This window comes from Mesorhizobium opportunistum WSM2075 (assembly GCF_000176035.2).
Lineage (GTDB): Bacteria > Pseudomonadota > Alphaproteobacteria > Rhizobiales > Rhizobiaceae > Mesorhizobium > Mesorhizobium opportunistum.
Window position 1 is genome coordinate 3,039,745 of record NC_015675.1, and the last position, 16,935, is coordinate 3,056,679.

16 protein-coding genes and 1 pseudogene are annotated in these 16,935 nt (G+C 58.6%); 10 read left to right on the forward strand and 7 right to left on the reverse strand.

The window, feature by feature from the left end; all coding sequences use genetic code 11:
- Nucleotides 1–119: 119 nt before the first annotated feature.
- Nucleotides 120–335, reverse strand: coding sequence for a hypothetical protein (locus MESOP_RS14570; RefSeq protein WP_245265097.1), 216 nt, complete (start codon nt 333–335; stop codon nt 120–122).
- Between the two features lie 903 nt (nt 336–1,238).
- Here MESOP_RS14570 and ligD point away from each other — a divergent pair.
- On the forward strand, nt 1,239–3,005 hold the full coding sequence (ligD, locus tag MESOP_RS14575; RefSeq protein ID WP_013894078.1) for a DNA ligase D: 1,767 nt from the start codon (nt 1,239–1,241) through the stop codon (nt 3,003–3,005).
- Nucleotides 3,006–3,078: 73 nt separating this feature from the next.
- Here the strand turns inward: ligD and MESOP_RS14580 are convergent, their stop codons facing one another.
- The 3 genes from MESOP_RS14580 to MESOP_RS14585 all read right to left on the reverse strand — a co-directional run bounded on the left by MESOP_RS14580 (nt 3,079) and on the right by MESOP_RS14585 (nt 4,489).
- Complete coding sequence (locus MESOP_RS14580; RefSeq protein WP_013894079.1) at nt 3,079–3,339, reverse strand: hypothetical protein; 261 nt, start codon at nt 3,337–3,339, stop codon at nt 3,079–3,081.
- A gap of 575 nt (nt 3,340–3,914) precedes the next feature.
- On the reverse strand, nt 3,915–4,184 hold the full coding sequence (locus MESOP_RS35605; protein ID WP_013894080.1) for a hypothetical protein: 270 nt from the start codon (nt 4,182–4,184) through the stop codon (nt 3,915–3,917).
- A complete protein-coding gene (locus MESOP_RS14585) occupies nt 4,181–4,489 on the reverse strand; it encodes a hypothetical protein (protein ID WP_013894081.1) in 309 nt (102 codons plus the stop codon). Before MESOP_RS14585 ends, MESOP_RS35605 begins: the two co-directional genes overlap by 4 nt.
- 380 nt (nt 4,490–4,869) lie before the next feature.
- On the opposite strand from MESOP_RS14585, the pseudogene MESOP_RS14590 reads away from it, so the two are divergent.
- Nucleotides 4,870–5,368, forward strand: a pseudogene (locus MESOP_RS14590) (metallophosphoesterase).
- Nucleotides 5,369–5,580: 212 nt separating this feature from the next.
- Here the strand turns inward: MESOP_RS14590 and MESOP_RS14595 are convergent.
- Nucleotides 5,581–5,961, reverse strand: coding sequence for a hypothetical protein (locus tag MESOP_RS14595; RefSeq protein ID WP_013894082.1), 381 nt, complete (start codon nt 5,959–5,961; stop codon nt 5,581–5,583).
- Nucleotides 5,962–6,604: 643 nt separating this feature from the next.
- Here MESOP_RS14595 and MESOP_RS14605 point away from each other — a divergent pair.
- Nucleotides 6,605–6,946, forward strand: coding sequence for a hypothetical protein (locus MESOP_RS14605; protein WP_013894084.1), 342 nt, complete (start codon nt 6,605–6,607; stop codon nt 6,944–6,946).
- 161 nt (nt 6,947–7,107) lie between these two features.
- Here the strand turns inward: MESOP_RS14605 and MESOP_RS32975 are convergent, their stop codons facing one another.
- Nucleotides 7,108–7,917, reverse strand: a complete 810-nt coding sequence (locus MESOP_RS32975) for a plasmid partitioning protein RepB C-terminal domain-containing protein (protein ID WP_049802363.1) — start codon at nt 7,915–7,917, stop codon at nt 7,108–7,110.
- 14 nt (nt 7,918–7,931) lie between these two features.
- Nucleotides 7,932–9,494 (reverse strand): recombinase family protein, encoded by a 1,563-nt coding sequence (locus MESOP_RS14615; RefSeq protein ID WP_013894086.1) that lies wholly within the window; start codon nt 9,492–9,494, stop codon nt 7,932–7,934.
- A gap of 238 nt (nt 9,495–9,732) precedes the next feature.
- Here MESOP_RS14615 and MESOP_RS14620 point away from each other — a divergent pair, with 238 nt between their 5' ends.
- The 7 genes from MESOP_RS14620 (at nt 9,733) to MESOP_RS14655 (ending at nt 16,062) form a co-directional block, all read left to right on the forward strand.
- Nucleotides 9,733–10,047 carry a YMGG-like glycine zipper-containing protein gene (locus MESOP_RS14620; protein ID WP_013894087.1) on the forward strand — a complete coding sequence of 105 codons (315 nt, stop codon included), beginning with the start codon at nt 9,733–9,735 and terminating at the stop codon, nt 10,045–10,047.
- Nucleotides 10,048–10,402: 355 nt separating this feature from the next.
- Nucleotides 10,403–11,017 carry a class I SAM-dependent methyltransferase gene (locus MESOP_RS14625; RefSeq protein WP_013894088.1) on the forward strand — a complete coding sequence of 205 codons (615 nt, stop codon included), beginning with the start codon at nt 10,403–10,405 and terminating at the stop codon, nt 11,015–11,017.
- Between the two features lie 740 nt (nt 11,018–11,757).
- Nucleotides 11,758–12,234 carry a hypothetical protein gene (locus MESOP_RS14630; RefSeq protein ID WP_041164130.1) on the forward strand — a complete coding sequence of 159 codons (477 nt, stop codon included), beginning with the start codon at nt 11,758–11,760 and terminating at the stop codon, nt 12,232–12,234.
- Between the two features lie 161 nt (nt 12,235–12,395).
- Nucleotides 12,396–13,082, forward strand: a complete 687-nt coding sequence (locus tag MESOP_RS14635; protein WP_013894090.1) for a class I SAM-dependent methyltransferase — start codon at nt 12,396–12,398, stop codon at nt 13,080–13,082.
- A gap of 712 nt (nt 13,083–13,794) precedes the next feature.
- Nucleotides 13,795–14,184 (forward strand): MbcA/ParS/Xre antitoxin family protein, encoded by a 390-nt coding sequence (locus tag MESOP_RS14645; RefSeq protein ID WP_041164682.1) that lies wholly within the window; start codon nt 13,795–13,797, stop codon nt 14,182–14,184.
- On the forward strand, nt 14,181–14,699 hold the full coding sequence (locus MESOP_RS14650) for an RES family NAD+ phosphorylase (protein ID WP_013894092.1): 519 nt from the start codon (nt 14,181–14,183) through the stop codon (nt 14,697–14,699). Before MESOP_RS14645 ends, MESOP_RS14650 begins: the two co-directional genes overlap by 4 nt.
- Nucleotides 14,700–15,696: 997 nt before the next feature.
- On the forward strand, nt 15,697–16,062 hold the full coding sequence (locus tag MESOP_RS14655; RefSeq protein ID WP_013894093.1) for a hypothetical protein: 366 nt from the start codon (nt 15,697–15,699) through the stop codon (nt 16,060–16,062).
- The last annotated feature ends 873 nt before the right edge of the window (nt 16,063–16,935 follow it).

The following is a 16,935-nucleotide window of genomic DNA, read 5'->3' on the forward strand; positions in this document are numbered from 1 at the left end:
AAATCGGCCAGCACATTTCCTGGCGGAGAGGAGCTGAGCACCCGTCGCCCAGAACCTCCACTTTGTGGTTGCGCCTGCCTGCCATGCCGTTTTCCATAAAAACTTTGCCGCGTTGCTTGTCACTCACTCTGTTGATGTTCCAATCTCCGGGCTGCCGGTGCCGACGGATAGCTCGCGAGCACCGTCTCCAGGCGAGCCAGGCGGGCCTTTTGGGCGTTCAGCTCATAGCCGGAACGCCATGCGCTTCTCCCGGGTCGTGCGTCTCTGCATTGATCGATTTGAAGCAGCGAGATGCTGAGGCGGACCGCGTCGATCTCTTTGACGAGCGCGGCCATCACCGGTTTGCGACTATGCATGGCCATACTTGCTGTACGAGGGTGGCGCAAAACGTCAAGCAAGAGGAAATGTTCCCTGGCCGCGTGTGGCGGCGGAATTTGCCTGGCATCTGGCCTTTGCCGGGCCGCGAACATCGTGCACGCCGACCAGTCGGCATTCTTGCCAAGTCGGTCCGAGGCCGCCTGGCCTGTCGATGGACATGGTTAACGAGATGGCTATCGCCAAAGTTTGCGCCTCACGTCAGATGAGACTTGCGCCATCAGCCCCGACGATGGCCGGCGACGGGCGGCCCGAAGCAAAGCGGTCTAAGCACGGCCCGGGGCGGCAACAGCCCTCTTGTATTGGAGCTCACTTTAGCCTCGGCCTAGCGGCGTGATGACTCTCCCGGTTCGTCGCATTCTTCGCAGGCGGGACAGTGCACCAGGGCGGTGCCGGACATGGAACAATGCACTGGCGGTCTGGTTTGATAGGCAAGCACTGAGAGCTGGTACTCGGGCTTTGCGGACAGACGGAAAGGAACTGAATATGTCGAGATCTTCCTACCCAAGCGGGCCGGGCAACAAAGGCAAGGTCGACAACGCTCCTGACGGATCTCCAGAACAGGATCCCGTGGAGGGTCGCGCGAAACAATCGACCGCGAACTCGAACGGACAGACGTCAAGGACGGCTCCGACGAAACCGAACGCCTCCGCAGAGATTTGGGACGACAGGTGAAGGAGGAGACGAACTTGCCCGGGCGGGGATCGGCCTGACAGGGTGAATAGTTCGCTGGAATGCATACGAGCACTGGCCGGCTTGGGTGGGCATGCTGGTCGCCCGAACAGGTCATATTCATTTTTACTAAAACTCCAGGAACCGATTGCTGCTATCCGATTTGACTCCGGTCAGGGAGTCGCAAGTGCATGCGTAAACCGGAAGGCCAACTCGCTTTCATCGCGTTCCAATCGCCAACGCTGGTTCTAAACACGCCCGAGGAGGCCGACTGGCTGCATGAAATCAAATATGACGGCTACCGGACGGAGCTTGTCGTCGAGGGCAGGCAGGCACGCGCATTTACCCGCCGGGGCTACGACTGGTCGCACCGCTACAAGCGGATTGTTCAGGCGGCGGCGCAGCTGCCCGTCGAATCCGCGATCCTCGATGGCGAAGCCGTTGTTCTGGGCAGCACCGGCCTGCCGGATTTTCAAGCTCTTGAGCGGGAACTGGGGAATGCGAACTCGCATAAGCTTATGTTCTTTGCATTCGACCTTCTGCACCTCAACGGCCGCGATCTTCGGCGAGAACCGCTGATTGCACGCAAGGCCGCCCTCCAGAAGGTGCTGAGGGACACGGCGCCGACGCTGACCTATGCCGAGCACCTAGAGGCATGCGGTCGCGACGTGTTCGACCACGCGTGCCGGATGGGCCTGGAAGGCATCGTATCCAAGCGAGCCGATTCGCCGTACCGCTCCGGCATCCAGACGAGCTGGCTCAAGGTGAAATGCATCAAGAGCGACACGTTCCCGATTGTCGCCTTTGTCGAGAAGCTTGGTGCTCACCCCCGCCGTATCGCCTCGCTGTATATCGGCAGGTGGAAAGGCGACCGGCTGCTTTATGCCGGGAAAGCTCAGAGCGGTTATACGCTGGACGCAGCACGGAGGGTCAGGGAACGGCTAGATCCGCTGGTCGTCGGCAAATCCCCCTTGTCCGAACCGGTTGAGAAGCCGAAGGCGACCTGGGTCAGGCCCGACGTGCTGGCGGAGGTGCAATTCAGCGGTGTCACGGATCGCGGCATCTTGCGGGAGGCCGTGTTCAAGGGGCTGCGGGAAGATCTGCAGGCGATCCCGGCCAAGCCGCCGTCTCCCTCCAAGCGCTCGGAAGCCCTGCATGGCGTCCCTCGCGAAAACATTCTGCAGCTTCTGCCCGATGCTATCGCGCCGTCCAAGGAAGAGCTCGCGCGCTATTGGGAGCGGGTGGCCGATCAGGCTTTGGTTCATCTGAGCCGCCGGCCGCTGAAGCTGGTCCGCCACGCCTTCGGCGCCACCTTCTATCACAAGGGGCAATTGCCTCCGATACCGGCTTCGGTGCACCAGCTTCGGGTCCAAAAGCGCGAAGGTGGCGAAGGTGTCCGAGTGTGGATTGACGATCTGGACGGTCTGCTTGGCTTAGTCGAAATGGACGCCGTCGAGCTGCATCCTTGGAACGCCACCATTGACGATATCGAACATGCTGACCGGCTCGTCCTCGACCTCGATCCCGGTGAAGGCGTTCCGTGGCAAGCGCTGGTTGAGGCCGCGCTGTCGCTGCGCCGTATCTTGGAAGCGGCTGGCTTGGAGAGTTGGCCGAAGGTGACCGGCGGCAAAGGCATCCACCTGATGACGCCGCTCGGCTCCAGGATGACCCACGACGAGGTCCGGCAACTGGCCAGATCGCTGGCTCAATGCCTCATCGATGCCGAACCCGACCGATACCTGCTGTCAGCCGACCCGGCGGCCCGAAAGAGCCGCATCTTCCTTGACTGTCTGCGCAACGGCCGGGGCAACACCGCCGTCGGGGCTTTTTCTCCGCGAGCGCGGCCGGGCTTCCCCATTTCCCATCCTGTCACATGGAGACAGGTTGAACGAGGTGTCAGGCCAGACGCCTTCACACTCGCCAACCCCTTCAGGCCCGATAGCCGAAGGGCGGCATAACCCAAACTTTGGCCACAGGCGCAATCTTCCCAGTGGCAAAAGCGTGAGGCGGGGTGGCGCCCTGCCTCACCGATCAGAGCCCTAGTGTTTGACCTGCTTCAAGCTGAAGGAAGGCTGCCGACGGATTCCTGAAAACCGCGTCCTGAAAAGCCTCGGCAGCAGAGGCGTGGGTGAGGTCGACCAGAATGGCTGCCGCTCGCTCAACTTCATCGGCCAAGTGGTCGAGTCGATCCATGCGCTTCAGGACGCGATCATGGAGCATCGACAACCGCGCGGCGTGGTAGACCTCGCTTCGCTTGTGACCATCCCAATTGAGTGGTTCGAACAACATCATGGGTTTGGCTCCTCAAGGCGTGCTTGTCGGGTGCGCTATTTTGAGTAACCGCCGACGGGCCGCTTTTGCTCGCGCCTGCCCGGCTCGCATGCGGCTGCACAGCGCAAGACTGATCGCAAGCCCGTGGTTGTCGTTGTTCATTGTCTGTGGCCGATCGAGGGAGAGTTCGCCGCGCCTAGCGTGTTGCCTGGCGACCGCCATTTCCAGGTTCAAAAGTTCAACCATTCCTCGGCGTCCTCGATCATCAGCCTTCCATTAGAAAATCGTCACTTGGCCCTTTCGTTCCGCTCCGGGCCCCAAAAAGGGCCGCAAACACGTGCCCGGCTGGGAGCGTCCTATCGCCTGAGCGTACACCCGCTGGCTCCGGTCTGCGGGTTCTTTGCTGTCCTAGCTTTTGCGACGCGGCGAAGTCGGGGGCCGGGGATGCTCGTCCCGCCGTCGGAAATCCCCGGAAATGCATCGCCGGCCTAGTTGTCGTCTGCCGCTGCCAATCCGAAACGGCCTGTAGCCTGGCTGCTCGTATGAGGACCTGGTACAGCTCCCGATGTCGACTTGCTGACGGGAAACTTGCAGGGTTAGAAATCCTCCTGTTCGTCAGCCGGATCGCCTTCGCGCCTGTTGCCGGGAATAGGCGGACCAAGTTCGGAGAGCATGAATTCGGAGGAATGAGTCGGGTCGCCTGGTTCGGCCAAGATGTATTCGTATGTGGCGGCATTGGCGCAAATCCCGCTGGTCCACCTCTTGCCCAAAATTGGGGCACGGATAGAAATGCCGCTCTTCCGGGAGTCTTCGCCGCCGTGCAACTTGCCGGGGATAGGCGGGCCAAGCTTTGAAAGCTTCGTCATGCCGGTTTGTCCACCAGCGGCGTCTGCCGCGTCGGCGGCTTGTAGGCATTCACCAGGCGCAGGGTGTCCAGCTTGACTGTGATAGGCACGCCAAAGTTCACCGTCACCAGATCCCCATCGATGTGAGTGACGCTGCCGATAAGCTCGATCGGCTGGCCCTGCTGCACTTGGGAAGTCCGGTCGATGATGGAATGCGGGAAGCCATAAGAGGCGATCGAGACGCTTACGCGGTCTGCGGTGACGCGCCGCCGGACTGTCGCCACGATTGCCACCTCATCGCCTATGCTGATGCTGCCCTTAGCCATGCCGATTCAAACTCGGAGCAGGCGAGTTTGTTTCGTAAGCAGATGCTAAAATGTGATCGCCCGTCGTGGAACATACCTCCACCTTCGCAGTTATGACCGTTCAGATTTTTGCGCGTGTGGGGAAATCATGAAGCGAGACTTTGCATACCTGTGCGCTTGGGCGAGTGCACGGGGCATTAAAATATATCAGCGTTCAAAGACGGTATGGATCGTGGCTGGGGGCTATCGAGGTCGGGATTTGGAAGTTAAGGGGCGGTCGCCAGCTGTTGCACTCTTACTATGGATTGAGGCAACCCAGTACAGGGGAACGATTTAGGACTGTTGGCACGCACCTGCGAGTAGCCACAAAAAGCGCGCGACCGTCGGGATCTCCCCCGCTAGTGCATGTCGCCCCCCAAACCGACACGCATTTCAATGATCCCCGCATTCTCAGGATCGATCGCCGGCCGTTCGGATCGCTGGCCGAGCATGATGCAGCTGATTGCCCGGTGGAACGAGACCGTCGGCCCCGAGGATGAAATCTGGCATCTGGGCGACTTCGCGCGGCTAGGCAAATCGAACGTCGAAGCCCTGCTGGCACACCTGAACGGCCGCAAGAACCTCATCGTCGGCAACAATGATGCTTTCGAGACAACGGCCGCACACGGGTGGCACAGCGTCCAGCACTATAGGGAGCTGGTGCAGGAGGCTCAGCTTATCGTGTTGTGCCATTATCCGTTCCAGACGTGGAACCGGATGGGCAAGAAATCGATAAACCTGCACGGACATTCGCACGGCAAATTGAAGCCGTTGACGCGCCAATATGATGTCGGTGTCGACAGCTGGGATTTCCGGCCCGTTTCGCTGCACACATTGCGCGGCAGGCGCGGGCTGCGGTGACGCGGCTGAAGCGGAGAGGGTTTGGTGAGCGAGCACCGGCGGCCGTTGCCCTTTCACTTTCTATCCAGCACCTTCCGGATCTTCTCCGCCAATTCGTCGATCGTGTACGGCTTGGACAAATACAAGCGGTTGACCTGTTTGACCCGCGAACTTGCAAGATTGGATTCGGATGGTGCCGACAGAATGCTACCAGAGTGATGGCGTAGTTCTGATCATTTGAGGTGACCAGCCGCGCGAAGCTTTGCCAGCAAGATCAGTGCTGTGCCATGGTAGTCAGCTCGCACGTGTTCGCTCAATGGGGAAGCCTCCCATGCAGCGAGCGCCGCGACGAAAGGCGACGCGGCACCATTCACTGAGGCGCACCTTAATTGGCCACTCTTCTCGAGCACGACTATCGCCGTATCTGCGTCACCGTATCCGATGGCGGCCATTCTATAAATGTTGGCGTCACCGTCGACACGCACATCGAACAGCACCGCGCCAGCAGTTTTCTCCGCAGCGTCGATCACCCTGTCGGAAAACGGCTGCTGAATGCCATCCGCATTGGCCATCGATTGCTCGAACAGAACCATTTCAACATGTCCAGCCACCATGTTAGCGACAGTGCGCTGTTCTGTGCGATTGGCCTAGCCAACATTTCGTGGATATCTGCCGTTGTTCACAGGACGCACTGCGCACGCCGCCAATCACCGCGATGGCCTGACGAGTGGTTCGTAGACGATCTCCAGGATCACGATGAAGCAACGGTGCAGGCAAAAACTCAGGCCGAAGCGGGCGTGTAGAGGGATCGGAAGATAGACGGCGGCATGCGCGTTCACGGTCTCAATTCGAAGCGGCTCCCCGGGGCTGCCCAAATCCCGCAGTCTGTACCGCTCCCATTCGGAGCAAAAAAAGAACGATAGGCCGCTGCGGTCTTGACGGGGCAGGAATATATTCCTTATTTGTGACAGCATGAAGCCAGAGAGCGTCCATGGCAAAGCCCCTAAACGGGGCGGCGGGCTGAGCTCTGTCGGAATTGGCATCCGCAGCCCGGCAGCGCACTAGACGCTGCACCCGGGTCGCGAGGAAGACAGAACTGGAACGCGAGCTTGGCTTGTCGTGTGGTGCGATTTCGAACGTTTTTCGCGAGTCTGACGCGAGCAGCACCTCTGGTGTCGACCACCGGCGAGGAGCAGAGAAGGGACCGTCGGTCCGGTGGAAATCCAGAGGATGCCAAGGGATTGAGCGGGTTTGAGAATGCATGATTTGATCAGGTTCTTCCAGGACAATGCGACGTTGATCATTGCCAATCCTATTGCCTTCGCGACGTTCGCGTTTCTTTTCGGGAGTGGAGGGTTCGTCGTGGGTCGCTATTTTCTAACCGAGCGCATCGCCAATCTGGAAAGCCGCATCGCCCGTCGTGACGACGAAATCGATGCGCTGAAAAAGCGCCGGGATAAGACGGGAGGGCCGTCCTTAATCCCTGTCATCGGTACATCGGCAATCGGCGAGAACGAAACCACACCACTGCTGGGAACACGGCCGGACCGGCCTCGGCTGGGACCACTGTCAGCGCCGCCGCGTCAACGTCGTGGCTAAGCTATGGCTGGTGGTGGCATTCATCTTTGGATGAGAAAGCGATTGATCAGAAAATAGAGTGAGCCATGTGGTGCTGTCGCGCCAAAAATCCGGTAGTGGCACAAGCAGCATGGCCGCGGACGTGGGCTATCCAAGCCGGCCCGGTATGTCATTCGATCCACCTATTTGTAGGGCACCGACAAATTGTGGAACTCTTCAAAATGGCCGGAAAAATTGCGCGCCAGATACCGCACGGCCCGAGGGTTATTCATCAGCCGATCGAGATAGCGGCCGGCAGCCAACAGTTCCAAGCTCACCGAACCACGTCGCTCCACAGCGCTCAGAAACTCACGGCTTAGCCGGTCAAGTTTTGGCGTCATCGCGTCCAGTTGATCTTTAGACGCGTTGGCAACCGTCGTCGGATCGAAACCCTCGGCCAGCAGCGCACGCGGCGTGAAGGCGACAAGCAACTTTTCGTACGTGAACGTGACCCGCTCCATGGCAACCATCAACTTGGCAATTTCCAATTGCCTGGCCGGGAGCACATGCCGCAGTAAGCCGAAGATTTTCACCTTCACAGGGTAGTCCTGAAGAAAATTGAGGACGTCGGGGCAAATCCCGCCGACAGATTGGGCACTGCTGTCAGAAGGGGACTCGCAGGCATGCGCGGCTGTCTGAGATTCGACCGTCAGGCCTTGCAACCGCTGGGCCAGGGGTTTTGGCATGGTGGCAAGGCTTTCGGACACCAGCAATGAGCGAAATTTCGTGTCGCTCATGATCAGGCGAAGCGCTTTGACCATACGCCCCAAGCGCTGTTCTGCTTCCACTGTTTCTTTTATGAAACGGCGCTTACGTCTGCACTCAGCTTCATAGGTTGCCAAAAGCTCTGGCCCAAAGAGCTTTACCTTTGATCCCGGTTGATCAGTGGCAATATTCCGGGCGTGTCTGTGGCCGTTATCCTGGAAAGCTTTGTAGGCGGCTATGCGGGTCATACGATACTTCGAACTCACAATATGGTCTCCACACTTGCTCGCGCTGCCAGTCTGGTAATTGGGGTGAGCGTGGGGAAAAGGTAGGTATCCAGTTGAGCCCCATTGTTAGCGCGCAATTCCGATTTGCCGACGATTTTAGAAATAGGGGCAATCAGATAGTCTCGAATGACAAGGTCACCTGGGCGCATCCGGACCAAGATGAAAATGTCGGCCACCGACTGGCGTCGGGTTTTCAGGGACCAGAAGGGATATCCGTAGTCGGAAGCGGTGCAATGTAGGACTTCGATTGCAACCGTGAACTCGTCGTTGATCCGCAGGATCTCGTTCTCTTTGTCATAGGCCGCCTGTCCGCCAGCGCTTCCGATCGCGCCCAGTAAGCCTTCTATCGCCTGTATACGTACCGTCGCCAATCGCCTTTTCGAGGCAATGAACTGCCTGGGCGACCGATATCCGATCAATTCGTAGCACTTCAGAAGACTTCCGAAGCGATGGAAATACAGGCTAGCCGCGGGGCAATCAGGCGCATCGTCAATGACCGAGGCAGACAAGTAGCCTCGGCGCGCCAGAACTTTCTTCAACGCAAGCAGTATCTCTTCGTTGCTCACCCTGATGCGCGAATAGAGCGTCTGGTGGATGAGTTGCGCCCGTTCGAACAGCCTGCGGTCGATGATGGGCTCGAATGCGCCGTCCGCTCGAGCCCAGTGTTCAGGAGGATTGTTCGTTGCCTTTGCTTTAAGCTTGCGCGAGCGCCTGTTCCAGACATTGTTGCCGATGTATTTCTCATTGGTCAGAACTCCGCGCACCGTTTCCCGCTTCCATGGCCGCCCAAGGTCTGTGACGACGCCGCGCTTGTTCAACAGCCTTGCGATCTCAAGCTCTGTCTTATGCGTTTTGACGAACTGACCGAAGATCCAGCGCACCGTCGCGATTTCTTCTGGCGGCCCGGGCACCAAGATCATTCTGTCGGTGTGCAGGCTCTTTTGTTCGTGCGGGCAGAGGATAAATTTGGGACGTCCTGAATGGTCCACCAACTGGCGTCTTAGGCCGAGCCCCGGCTTGCCACCTTGACGGAATCCCAGCCGGATCAGCCTCGCCTGGCCTATGAACGTCTTTTGAGAGAGCATGCGGCTGTGCTCGGCAGCCATGCTGCGTTTGATAGCCATAAGCACATCGGAGCCGACGCTGCCGTCATTTGCGAATTGCTCGGCGCAAAATTCGATCCGCACGCCGGCCATCTGGCAACGGTATTCGTAGGCGGCGCTTTCATTGATGTTCTGGAAACGTCCCCAGCGGCTGACATCATAAATCACGACCGTTTCGAACTCGGCGCGCCCACTTTCTACATCGGCCAGCATCCGCTGGAGGCCGGGACGACCGCCTAAGTTGAGACCGCTGCGACCGGCATCCTCGTAAGTGGCGACGATGTCGTAGCCCATGATTTCGGCATAGTTGCGGATGGCATCTTTCTGATTGTCGATCGAGTAGGTCTGGTGCTCTTTCGACATGCGCAGGTACTGAGCGGCGCGAACGATGCGTTTGCCTGAAGGAACTCTTGGGGTTTTGGCAACCTCGTCCATCGCTCGCGCTGTCCTGCCGATCGGTCATGTTAGCGACCACAGCGCTATGGTTTGGTTGAAAATTCCTGTCCAGTTTGCGTCGAATGCCGGGCTTTTCTGTTTGGAAACCATGGCGTTCAACTGCCGGGAAACCCTGACTCACTTCGTGAGCCGGCACGCCGCTGTTCGGCCGCAATCCGACCGCACTTGAGCGAAATCGCCCCATGTGCAGTCCCGGGGCTACAAAGGAGCTCTGGATATGATGATGAAGAAGGCCATTCTGGCGGTGCTTATGACCGCTGTACTCGCAGGCTGCGCGCAGACCGAAGGCCAGCAGAGGGCTGGAACCGGAGCCCTGATCGGCGGCGCCGGCGGCGCCCTCGTCGGCCAGGCCATCGGCGGCAACACCAAAAGCACGGTCATCGGCGCGGCCAGCGGCGCCTTGCTGGGTGCAGTCGTAGGTAGCGCGACCACCCCGCAGCGTCGCGGCGATGAGATGTGCCGCTACCAGGACCGTTACGGGCGGATCTACACAGCACCATGCGATGACCGTTACTACAACGGCAACTATTGAAGGGCGGTGTTCGCCGGCTACTGACGCCCCAATAGACCTTGGCCGACGCTCGTCCGCGATATGGGTACGGCAGGCTACGTCCATCGGACTAATTGTGTCGGCCGCTAAACGCGCTCACACTCTAGGCATCCGAAGCCCAGTAGACGCCTGCTGACATTGCTATCGGACGCTTGCCGACACCTGTCTTCCCCCCGAAGCCCGGTCGACATGCAAGGCGGATCCCGTCCCCGGATCCGCCTTTTTCATGTCCGCGCTATCGGCGCCCCTAAGCGGTGGCGAAAGTGGGCTCATTGTCATCTTTTGCCCACTTGCCTGGACTACCTTGTTTTTGAGGCGGGCTTTGGAGGAGGTCGATGTGACGACGACAAGCCTTGCCGCCTTGAAAAACCAAAGCAAACGCGCCGTCAAACGACTCATCGGCTACGATTCCCGAAACTGGCTGCGCATCCGCCAGATCGAGGCGTTCACCCTCTTCCTCGAAGCCGGCAACCGCAAAGCCTCCGACGTGATCGAGATCTCGCCCGGCTGGAACCGCTACTGGCGGGCGATGTGCCCCAACTACAGATCGGTCGATTTCCCCGACTTCGACATCTGCAGGAATCGCACCGACGAGAAATATTCCATCGTCATCGCCGACCAGGTGCTGGAGCATGTCCAGCGGCCGCTGGCGGCGATGGCCAATATCCATGACATGACCCGGCCCGGCGGCTGGGCGATGGTGGCGACGCCCTTCCTGTTCAGGGTCCACGCCAGGCCGCACGACTATAGCAGATGGACGCCTGCCGGCTTGAAACAGTTGATGGTCGAGGGCGGCTTTTCCGAAGCCAATGTCAAGGTCCATGGTTGGGGCAACAAGGCCTGCGCCAGGGCCCATATCGGTGGGCCGGTTCGCGCCTACGGCCTGTGGCGGGATCTGAGCAACGACGAGGAATACCCGCTGATGGTTTGGGCCTTCGCCAAGAAGGCCTAGTTGGAGCTAGCTGCTTGGGATGCCGTGACTGGCGGCTGGAGCAGACGACGGTCCAAGGACGATGTCAAGGCGAACGTCGAGGAGGTCACATTTAAGGCCAGGCGATAACATCAAGCAATAAAATGCCCGGCGCCCACTCGGATTGGGGCCCTTTGGGAAGACGCCGGCCAAGCGGACAATCAGATCCGCCGCAGTTTACACATGGCCGATTCGCCGAGCCGGCATCATGGCGTGATCGTGCAGGGCATTGGCGAGACTGGGGCGCCCGAACCTACTCGCTTTGCGCTTGCTCGGAGCCGTCGTCAGGGGCCGACGAGCCAGCGGGGGAGTGTCCGAGTTTTAGTACCCCGAGTTGCCGTACTAGACCGGGTGGAGATTGGGTGCCGACAGGTTCGCCAACAGGTGGTCCGCCTCCCTTAGGTGGAACATATTACATTGCGGTAGACGCGGATTTTCCAAACAGGCGGGATCAACGGACGCGCTAGTCTGCGCTTTTCACGAGAATCAGCCATGCGAAATCCTTTCCACCTTCTTGGGAGGAGGTTGTTCAGATTGAGATTTTCAGTAGGGTGAAGGGCTAAGGCGCCAGCACACCGGTTGGCTCGTACTGTTTCAGGACGTTTATGATCGCCAGTGGTAGGCCGAGGGCCACATTTGAGCAGATTGTCTGTTTAGGCCCCAATTGTAGGCCGAAACGACAGATCCAGAATCATTTTGGCGAACGTATATCTCGGAGACATGTGTTCGATTGGCAGCTCACACCTTTTGAAACGGTGCTGGAATATCTGCGGCGGGACTTCCGGGGCATGTTCGAACGGAGCGATCTAGTATTGCGCAAGGGGGTCGTTTGGAACGAGCGCTTTCAGACGGAACATCAGCACGAATTTCCCGCTGACCTCTCACCGGAACAACTGAATGCACTTTATTCTAAGGCGCGGCTCCTCCATTACCACTGGTGCGCGGCGACGACAGAAGCGCTCGATAATCCACTGTCAACGCTGTTTGTCGTCGGCGTTCCGATGTCGGAGGCGATCGCAGGGCAGCTTTCAGACGAAATCGCAAAGCGCTGCTCACACAAGGCCTACTTAGTTCTGGACGGACCCGAAGGAGATTACCCGATTGGGGGGAGCACCTGGGCCGGGAACCGCAAACTTTGGGCGGAACACCTGTCCTCATTTACGATTGAACCAGCGAGTTTGGTCGCTTCAGCGCGTTAGATCGCGGGCTCATTTTCCAGGATCACAGGCGGGATCGAGGTTTAAAGCAGTAACGAGCGCCACCGCGTCAGGGGCGTCACAGTAGACTGCTTCAGCGCTTACAGCGGGGTTGCATCGACGTGGGGAGCCGCGCTAGATCGCCGCGAATAGAGGAGTTAGCAGTGGTCGATTTTGCTAAGTGGTACGAAGGGAAAGAATTTTCTTCCGATTGGACGTCTAATAATTTCCGTGTCTGGAGCGCTTGCCTTGCAAGTATGCGGGATCGACCTCTCAACATCTTGGAAATCGGATCTTGGGAAGGACGTTCCGCGATCTTTTTCCTTGAGTACTGCCATCTGTCGCGGATTACGTGCATCGATCCGTTCGTTGGAGGGCAGAACGAATACGTAACTTCGGCTGGCGGATTTACCCAAGTTGAACAGCGCTTCGATGCCAACACGGCCTCTTATGCCGGGCGCGTCACAAAGTTGAAGTCGATTTCCAGCAAGGCATTGATCGACCTGCAGGACCAAAAAAGATCCTACGACCTGATCTATATCGACGGCGCCCACGAGCGGGACGCGGTTCACGTCGATTCCCTTCTGGCGTGGCCTCTACTCAAGAATGGGGGGACAATTATTTGGGACGATTACGCTTGGGAACGGAAACAGCCGATCGAAACAAGGCCGGAAGAAGCCATCAATGTTTTCGTGGCTTCCAGACGCAACGAAATTAAAGTTCTCCATGTCGGGCACCAAATCGCAGCGCAGAAAGTTGCTGACGGAAGGTTTGATGTCCGCTCTGCCATCAACTCATTCATTTTGGGGAGGCTGCGGCAACGCAAACGCTCCGTCAAAGTGGCTAGATAGTGGATGATCACTGTGGCGCCAGGATTACCGTCGGGTCCATCTGCGGTGTCATAGATGACGCCGGATGCTGCCCGGGTGCTGCGCGATAAACGAAAAGGCCGAACTAATATCCGGCCTTTCTAAGCCTCAAAGCCTCTAATTAGTCGCGCTCATCGTCCTTAGGTTCGCCAGACCATACGAGAGAATACGAAGGAAACGGCTTGGCGAACCATCCGCTAACGTGTTGATTATGTGTGGGAAACGCTGACCCTCCGGGCCCCCCATCGGCCTTCGTTGCTCTATGCGAGCCTGATCGAGACCGACACCGAGGCCAATTTCCAGCTCATCTGGTCCCGCCGCACCGCGGTGTGATCCGATTTAACACGAAGCCTCCCGAGAGGCGGGGCTTCGCCGTGTTGGTTCAGGCGCAGCCTAGGTCTCTGTCAGACGCGGCAGGCTACGCTTTGGCCGGCGCCTTGAGCATCTTCTTCAGCGGCGGCTTGATGGCTGCCGCGGTCGTCGTCGTGCCGCCGCACGAGCAGCGCGTTTTGATCGATGTATGTTTTGGAAAATGAGGCGGGATGCGATGCGTTGGCGAGCTTCCCGCTGAACTGCACGCTGAAGGCCGAGGCTATCGAGCTTGAATGGTTCAGACCTGGACTTGAAAGTCGTCGAGGGCTGCCATATCTTTTGCACAAGAAATCTGACTCTCACTATGGGTAGGATGAATTCTGTGGCCCAGGCACTTAAGATCCCCGAACAGAACGGACCTCTCATCCTGTCCTATATGGACCGGAACGGGAAGATTGCGATCGCACAGGTCGCGGATGGTTTTGGCATGTCCAAGAGCCAGTTGGCCCAAACCGCTGGTCTTGCTCGCGAGACCCTGTATCGCTCAGAGCGCAGCGCTGCGGTAAAGACACAGGGGCGTCTGCGGGAGATGCTCGAGATTATTAGTCGCGTGACGGATTGGGCGGGCGGCAAGGAGCAGGCGATGGCCTGGTATCGGGCTCAGCCGCTTCCAGCATTCGGCGGACGCACGGCTGAGGCGCTGGTGAAGGACGGCAAGGCCGTCGCGGTCCGTGATTATCTCGATCACATGGCCGTTGGTGGCTTTGCGTGAAGTTCGTCGGAACCTGCTATCGCGCGCACGATCCACGTTGGGCATTCAAACCGACTTCCGGTGAAGGAGCAGCGATCCGAGGGGCCCGATTCAATCCCAAAGGTGTGCCGGCGCTCTATCTGGCGTTGAGCCTAATGACAGCCATCAAGGAAGCCAACCAGGGCTTCGCGCAGCGGATCGACCCCTGCGTGCTGTGTTCGTATGAGGTTGACTGCGACGACATCGCGGATCTGACAACGAAAGGGACGAGGGGAGAATTTTCTGTCGCGCTCGAAGACATGGGCTGCGCCTGGGCGACGGCGCTTAGCGATGGGGAGCGCCCGGCGTCCTGGTCCGTCTACGACCGGCTGCGGCCTCGAAATATTGCCGGCATCGTTGTCCCAAGTTTCGCGCCGAGCGCCGAGATGGAGGATCGCAACCTGGTACTTTGGGACTGGGGTCCGGATCTGCCGCACAAAGTAGCTGTATTCGACCCGAGCGGTCGGTTGCCCAAGGACCAGCTATCCTGGCGGTAACACACTCTCGCTCATCCGGACGGCAGGGGAGGGGTCTTTTGCCCTACAGCTCTGATGGTTTGGCGAGATTGACAGGGAAACAGTCGCGTCCGCGCCCCGCCAGCCAAAGCTCGGGTAGCTCAGAACCTCCATTCCCGGAATGAAAGCAGCCAGGCAGGTAGGCCGCTAAGGCGCTGGAGGCGAGCGCGCTAGCAGACCTCTCAGCGATGCGTGCGGCAACGACCCACAATCAGCAGGGTCTGACCCACAGCCTTCGGCCGCTGCGTCGAGCAGCAACCGTTACGGAGTACGCAATAACTCCTGCAAGCGGAGTGGCAGTTGCGGCGAGGCATGCAATTCCGTGCAGCTCTGTTCCCATTGCCGGAGATATTCTGCGATGGCAATACCGGTGCGGCCGGGCTAACGGTTGAGTGCGCCCAGCGCCTCGACGCGTCGGGTGCGCGGTGGAATTCGGCAAGGATGCTCGCTCGGGGCAGGGCCATGGCAATCAATGCCGCGAGATGTCATCTCCTAGCCGGAATTAGTGAGCACAGGCAGTGTATATAGCGTTCGTTCAACCCGCTTCCTTCTGGGATTTCGAGAGAGAGCCTTGCTGGACCCAGGAAAGGCTGGATGATATCCGCCGATCTTGTTCATTCTGACCCGAAATTTAGGGCTTACGCGCGAGCTTGTTGCAGAATGGCGAGATGGACACCCAAGCGGCTCATATGATATATATGAGCCGTTGCTAAAATGCTTCAGACGCAGAGCATTCAAGGGGAATAAGATTCACGATAGTGCCGATGTTAATGAAACGGCGGGCGATCTAGCTGTCTTTACCTAAAGGTGTGTTTCACTTTTTCGAATGGGAACAACAATAATTGTGGGGCTGGAACCGTTTGGATATCTGTGGTGAGTAATCGCTCCCACTTCGTACAGACTTTCGCACTATGCGAACTGAGTTAGTCAACGACCTTGGCCACCGCGCATGACCGCTTTTACACCTCAGGAGGTACAGATGACAGATAAGACCGATGCAACATTAGCACAGGCGCTTACGCAAGAGTTCCTGGTTGCATGTGAATTGCCGTCTTCGATCGACTCCTACGAGCTCTTCGCGAAGAAGGTCATCGCGGCTGCACGGGCGCGGGATGAAAGATGGGATGACATTTCATCTGCTCCCAAGGACGGAACCAGGATTCTCGTGCTTTGCCCCCGTGCGCGCATCTTTCCGGAAATTCACATCGACTGGTGGTCGGATGGCCCCGGCAAGCCGCGCTGGTCCCAGTCGAGCCCAAACGAGCAACCGAAGTTCTGGCGTCAGATCCCAGCCCGGCCGGGGCAAAGTCACGACCTACCCGTAGGAAAACGCGACCGCCGCTGATTGTGGGCTGCTACAGATCCTCGCGACGTTTCTCGTAAAGATCCCACGCGAGTTCCACAATGGTAGGGTGGCCATCGTCCTCGTTCCCGCCGGTCGCAACCCTCCGCCCGGACGATATCAACCACGAGAGGCTGCAACTGGCTTGCGCTTAGGGCCTGTAGCTCGGCGTCACCAACGCAATGGGTCGCACGGCCGAGCAGTGACGTGGCCAGCTTGACGTCTCCGGAGACATTGGCTGAGACTGGCGATGATGACCCTGGTGCGCTCGTAAGCTTGCTCAGCAGATGGAAGGGCAATGCGCCACCTGACGCGCTGAATGGCAGCTATCCAGGCTCATTGAGGATGATCGGAAAGACCAGCCGGTTACCGATCTCTGCCCGCAACGCTCCTCGAGGCACACCCGCAATATGAGGGCTAAGCCGTCTGCATATCAAAGCCAGGTGAGCGCCGCGAGCTAGGGTGTCATCGCGCCGGATAGCCGTTTCCAGTTCAGCCAGATCATGCCGTCGAGGCTGCCATCTTCCAGCTGATCGACCATGTAGCCATATCGAAGGCGTGGTCTCAATGATCGTGTAGGACACGGCGAGGCCGCTGTAAGGATGTCCCGAAACGGATCAACCGCGTTTGGCACCGCAATTGCTTGTTCAGAAAGACAAGCGGGATACGCCCTACATGATCGAAAGTGATCCTAAGGTTGGCTGCAATCGATGCAAAGTGCCCCTTACCGGTGTCACTCGGTCTCCAGGGTCCGACCGGTTGACTTGCCCCAGTTGCGGCCTCACGGACACTTACGACAATGTCATGCTTGAACTTGATCAGCGCACTGCGGAAGCACTTTCTCGTGCGCTCTGCCAACCCGTCTCGCCAAAGGCG